The sequence below is a fragment of the Candidatus Fusobacterium pullicola genome (assembly GCA_018883725.1).
GTDB lineage: Bacteria > Fusobacteriota > Fusobacteriia > Fusobacteriales > Fusobacteriaceae > Fusobacterium_A > Fusobacterium_A pullicola.
In genome coordinates this window covers 1-5,338 of sequence record JAHLFN010000001.1, presented here as the reverse complement: position 1 = coordinate 5,338, position 5,338 = coordinate 1, and the positions used below count along the sequence as shown (strand labels likewise).

Below are 5,338 nucleotides of genomic sequence, written 5' to 3'. Positions count from 1 at the left end.
GTATATTTGATTTATGCGAAATTATGTTACCAGTAGTTGAATAGAAAGGGAGCCTTCAACAAAAATGTTGAAAACTCCCTCTATTTGGCTATTTTTATTTTTTGTAAAAACTCATAGCTGAGTAGTTACTTTGAAGTGTCCTCTTTCTCAATAGAGATAATCTCTATTTCAGAGTTAGGTTTTCTTTTAGCTCTAACTTTATCATATAGGTAAAGAACGCCAAAGGCAAGAGCAAGACTTAAAAAGCTTGTAATAATGCTTTTATTTTCAGAAAGTCCCAATAGCTTCTCTCCAAAAAAATATCCTAGTATCATAGCAACAGCAGGGAAAACATAGGCAATAGAGGCAGCCTTGATAACCTTACCAGCAGGTATTTCAAAGGTAACTATATCTCCTATTTCAGCTTTCAGATCTGTTGTAAACTCAAAATCCTTTCCATATTTGTTATCTCCACTACAACCACTACAGTGGGAACAAGCTGTATCTTTATAAAGTTTTACAACAATCTTATTTCCATTAATTCTTTTTATAACACCTTTATTTAACATATTCTTACCACCTTAAAAATTTATCTCTAACTATTAGAGAATATATGAGTATATCTAATAGAATTATAACATAAAACTTTATAAAAATTTACTTTTATTTAAAATTATTATAAATTTTAGCAAACATCTCTATACCTGTAAGTAATGCTTTTTCATCAAAGTTAAATTTGCAATTATGTAGAGCTTGAGTAAATCCCTTATCTTCGTTTCTAACCCCTAGTAGAATAAATAATCCAGGTACTTCCTGTTGATAGTAAGAGAAATCTTCAGCAATAGCTAAAGGCTCATACTCAACAAAAGGTATACCATCTATACTCTTTAAAAATCTTTCATACAGTTTAGTATCGTTTGTAACTGGAGGATACATAACCTCTATATTCTCTTCAATTTTAACATTATAAGCAATCTCCATTCCTCTATGAATCTCTTTTATTCTTTGGATAGCAAAATCAGTATTTTTTTGAGAAAAAGTTCTTAGTGTTCCCCAAAACTCCACTGTTTCTGGAAGGATATTGAAGGCACTTCCCCCTTGAAATTTTCCAATAGTTAAGGCTGTTGTATCAAAGGGAGAAAAGTTTCTAGAGATAATAGTTTGGTAAGCATCTACAACCTTTGTAAAGGCTTGAAGTGCATCAATTCCCTTGTGTGGCATAGCACCATGCCCACTTTTACCTGTAATTTTTCCATGGATAACGGTAGGTTGAGCAAAAAAAGCTCCGGCTCTTGTTCCTATTGTTCCCTCTGGTAGCTCTGGAAATAGATGTAGGCCATATATCTCTTTTACAGAGTATTTTTGTAAAAGTCCAGATTTACAAATCTCTCTAGCTCTACCGGGAGCTTCCTCAGCTGGTTGAAATATCAGTAAAACACTTTTTTCTAATGGTTGTATTGTAGTTAGATACTTAGCAAAACCTAAAAGTGTAGCCATATGTCCATCATGTCCACAAGCATGCATCTGTCCTTTGTTTTGAGATACAAATTCAATCTCATTTTCTTCTAAAATATTTAAAGCATCAATATCTGAACGAAAAGCTATACAGTTCTCTTTGTCCTTTCCTTCAATATAGACATATAGACCAGTCTCACAAATATCTTGAGGATTTAATCCAATAGATACAAGATACTCTCTTAAATATTTTTGAGTTTTAAATTCATTTAGAGCAACTTCTGGGATTTGATGAAGAGCTCTTCTATTTTTTATAACATCATCTAGTAAAAAATCTAAATTCATAACTGACCCCCCTTATCTTTTATTGAAATTATTTTAACATAAAAAAAAGAAAAAACCTAGCCTTAAAATAGACTAGGTAAAGCACCTAAAATTGTAAATATAAAACAGTATTTGATATCTTCTACAATCTCTTTTCTCCTGCTTACAAGAGTTATTTCAGAGGAATGTTTTTTATCTCTTCTATGAAAAAAATTAGAAATAAGGACAATAGAGATATATCCCAGTGTAAAAAATAAAATATCTAATTTATCAAAAGTTCCTAGTAAGGTACCATGCCCACCAAAACGTTTTTGTAAAAATTCTAAGGCTACCATAAAAATATAGATAGCTGTAAAAACTGTAAAGTGAAGGAGATAAAAAAACCTATCCAATAGTAAAATTGCACCAAATGAGAATAGCCATAGTCCATCTGGAAGTGAGTAAACAGTCCAAAGTGGAAGATGTTTACGATATAACCAAGCTATATCCCTTATTTTAATAACATAACTGTAAATAACAGGATGAGTTGTAAAAATTTTAAAATAAAATAGATTTCTACTCCTATATAAAAAATATATTGCTACCCCTAAAAATAGTGGAAACAAAATAAAAAAAATCTTTCTCTTACTCATATTTTCACCCTTCTATAGACTTCTATTGTAATAAAAAGATACTAGAAATAATAGAAAAAGTCAATATTAAAAAGAAAAATGTAGAAAAATTTTTCATTTTCACATATAATATTATGGTAATAAAATGGAGGGATGGAATTGGATTATAAACCAAGTTTTTTATTTAAAAATGGTCATATCAGCACTTGTTTTCCAACTATTTTTAGAAGTGTAGAGGTAAGATATAGAAGAGAGAGAATAAACACCCCAGATTTAGACTTCATAGATATAGATTGGATAAAAAATGGACATACTAAAGTCATTGTTTTATGTCATGGACTAGAGGGGAGCTCTAGAAGTAAATACATACAGGGAATGGCTAAATATTTCTCAGAGAGAGGCTGGGACGTTTTAGCTATGAATTATCGTGGTTGTAGCGGAGAGATTAATAGAAAAGTAAAATTCTATAATATGGGACAGATTGAAGATTTAGAAGTAGTATTAAAAAAGACAGCTGACTATAAAAAAGTGGTAATAGCAGGATTTAGTTTAGGTGGAGGTCTAGTTTTAAACTATTTAGGAAGTCAAAAGGAACTACCTAAAAATATATTTTGTGCTATGGCTGTATCTGCACCATGTGACCCACTTGGAAGTGCAAGAACCTTTGTAAAAAAAGAAAATAAAATTTATACAAAATATTTCATGGATAAATTGAAAAAGAAAATGCTGGAGAAATCTGTTATCTATCCTAAAAAAATAGAGATAGATAAGATTTTGGCATGTGAAACAATAGAGGAGTTTGACAACATATTTACAGCACCTCAATATGGTTATAGAGATGCAGAGGATTATTATGAGAAGGTCAGTCCTAAGAAGGCTATTCCTTTTATAAAGGTACCTACTTTTATACTAATGGCAGAAGATGACCCTATTATGTCAGAGGAGTGCTATCCTATAAGAGAGGCTAAAAAAAATAAACATGTAACTTTACAGATTACAAAGTATGGGGGACATGTAGGTTATGCAAGATTTTTTAAAGAACCATATTGGTTAGAAGAGAGATTATTCTCATATGTTGAGAATAAAAAATAGAGATATAGAATAAAAAAGCTACTCAAGTATCTTATACAAGAGTAGCTTTTTTATAATTAGTAAGCTTCTTTTAAAATATTTAAAATTTCATTGGAAGTTAATTTTTTATATCCACCATCAAGTATGATAGTAGAGTTAGCAATTTTAGGAAGCATATCTTCTGTTGTACCTATCTCTCTCAAAGTAGTTGGAATACCAAGTTCTTTTATGAAGTCAGCAAGCTTTTCAATTCCAGCAATAGCTATTTCATCTTTTGTTAAGTTTTTATCGTCAATTTTCCAAATCTTTTTAGCAAATCTTACAAATTTATCTAGTCCATACTTGTAGATATATTTGTAATAAGGGACAGATATAATAGCCAATCCAATACCATGGGCACAATCAGTATAAGCACCTAGTTGATGTTCAATCATATGAACTTCCCAGTCTTGTGTTTTAGATACCCCTGTAATTGTATTTAAACCAATAGTTGTACACCACATGATGTTGCTTCTAGCTTCATAATCTTCTGGATTGTTAAGAGCAACTCTAGCATTATCAATAAGAGCCTCCATAACTCCTTCAAGTATATAATCAGTAGTATTATTATCATCACCAGAGAAATATTGTTCCATCAAGTGAGAAAGAGTATCAAATATTCCACTAACCATCTGATATTTAGGAACAGTATAAGTATATTCAGGATTTAAGATAGAGAATTTTGGATAAACATCAGGAGAGAAAACTCTTCCATTTTTTAGCATTTTCTCTTCATTAGTTATAACAGAACCACCATTCATTTCAGAGCCTGTTCCTGCCATAGTTAAAACAGCACCTACAGGAATAATTTTATTGTCTATCTTTTCAAAGTTAACCCAATATTTTTCCCAAGGGTCACCATTGCAATAGGCAGATACAGAGATAGCCTTAGAACAATCTATAACTGATCCTCCCCCAACTCCTAAAATTAAATCTACATTATTTTCTCTAACAAGTCTTGCTCCCTCCATCATCTGTTTATATGTAGGATTAGATTTAATTCCAGCAAGCTCAATAACCTTCTTATCAGCTTCCTTTAAAATAGTTATAATTTTATCATAAAGTCCATTTTTTTTAATAGAATTTTTACCATAAACTAAGAGAATAGTTTTTCCATAGTTTTTCAACTCATCTTTTAAATTATTAAGAGATGTTTTTCCAAAGTAGATTTTTGTTGGGTTATAGTAATTAAAATCAAGTTTCATGTTAAAACCTCCATTAAATATTATTATAATTTATTGTAATCCTCATAAGTTAAATATATAAATTTTCTAATACTTTTTTCTATGTTTTAATTATATTCCTTAGAGTTAACTCTAAGTCAAGAGAAAAAATAAAAAAATAAATATCTTGACTTGGAGTGGACTCTAGATGGTATAAAAAACATATGAAATAATAAAGATAGGGGTGAGAAAGATGACAGATAGAGAGAAAAGTATTGTTATAGTTTCAGTTTTTACAGCAAAAGGAGATATGATAGAACTAGAGAAAAGTATAAAGTTGGCTTTAGAAAAAGGAGTAACTGTAAATGAGATAAAGGAAAGTATGATACAGTTATATGCTTATTGTGGTTTTCCTCGTAGTTTAAATGCTTTGGGAATACTTTTTAAAATAATTAGGAATATTTTAAGTGAGGGAAGATAAATATGAAATATAAAAAACTAGGAAATTCAGATTTAACCTAACGGGCAAGAAGTCGCCCACCTCTATAGGTGGTGCGATGAATTGCCCTATTGTTTTTTAGAAGACAAAGTGATATAATACAATCAGTAGATATATAAAAAAATTAGTAAAAACAATGGAGTTAGATAGTAATTGTCATTCAGTATTTTTGCTGTATTATCACTTAGTTCTTGTAG

At 30.2% G+C, this 5,338-nt stretch carries 6 protein-coding genes; 2 read left to right on the top strand and 4 right to left on the bottom strand.

Going from position 1 to position 5,338, the window contains the following annotated elements:
* Window positions 1-125: 125 nt before the first annotated feature.
* The 3 genes from IAA47_00030 to IAA47_00020 form a co-directional block, all read right to left on the bottom strand.
* A complete protein-coding gene (locus IAA47_00030; protein ID MBU3841382.1) occupies window positions 126-548 on the bottom strand; it encodes a SoxR reducing system RseC family protein in 423 nt (140 codons plus the stop codon).
* Between the two features lie 94 nt (window positions 549-642).
* Window positions 643-1,779, bottom strand: a complete 1,137-nt coding sequence (locus tag IAA47_00025) for an amidohydrolase (protein ID MBU3841381.1) — start codon at window positions 1,777-1,779, stop codon at window positions 643-645.
* 62 nt (window positions 1,780-1,841) lie between these two features.
* Entirely contained in the window at window positions 1,842-2,390 is a 549-nt protein-coding gene (locus IAA47_00020) for a hypothetical protein (protein ID MBU3841380.1), read from the bottom strand.
* Between the two features lie 138 nt (window positions 2,391-2,528).
* On the opposite strand from IAA47_00020, the gene IAA47_00015 reads away from it, so the two are divergent.
* Window positions 2,529-3,461, top strand: a complete 933-nt coding sequence (locus IAA47_00015) for an alpha/beta fold hydrolase (GenBank protein ID MBU3841379.1) — start codon at window positions 2,529-2,531, stop codon at window positions 3,459-3,461.
* Between the two features lie 56 nt (window positions 3,462-3,517).
* Here IAA47_00015 and IAA47_00010 read toward each other — a convergent pair whose 3' ends face one another.
* Window positions 3,518-4,684, bottom strand: coding sequence for an iron-containing alcohol dehydrogenase (locus IAA47_00010; GenBank protein ID MBU3841378.1), 1,167 nt, complete (start codon window positions 4,682-4,684; stop codon window positions 3,518-3,520).
* Window positions 4,685-4,895: 211 nt separating this feature from the next.
* Between IAA47_00010 and IAA47_00005 the strand changes: the two genes are divergently transcribed.
* Window positions 4,896-5,123: a carboxymuconolactone decarboxylase family protein gene (locus IAA47_00005; GenBank protein MBU3841377.1), complete on the top strand. Its 228-nt coding sequence runs from the start codon at window positions 4,896-4,898 to the stop codon at window positions 5,121-5,123.
* The last annotated feature ends 215 nt before the right edge of the window (window positions 5,124-5,338 follow it).

What these genes read in the sequence shown, in the direction of transcription:
- IAA47_00010 (MBU3841378.1), bottom strand. Translation starts at nt 4,684, where the DNA reads ATGAAACTTGATTTTAATTACTATAACCCAACAAAAATCTACTTTGGA.
- IAA47_00030 (MBU3841382.1), bottom strand. Translation starts at nt 548, where the DNA reads ATGTTAAATAAAGGTGTTATAAAAAGAATTAATGGAAATAAGATTGTT.
- IAA47_00025 (MBU3841381.1), bottom strand. Translation starts at nt 1,779, where the DNA reads ATGAATTTAGATTTTTTACTAGATGATGTTATAAAAAATAGAAGAGCT.
- IAA47_00005 (MBU3841377.1), top strand. Translation starts at nt 4,896, where the DNA reads ATGACAGATAGAGAGAAAAGTATTGTTATAGTTTCAGTTTTTACAGCA.
- IAA47_00020 (MBU3841380.1), bottom strand. Translation starts at nt 2,390, where the DNA reads ATGAGTAAGAGAAAGATTTTTTTTATTTTGTTTCCACTATTTTTAGGG.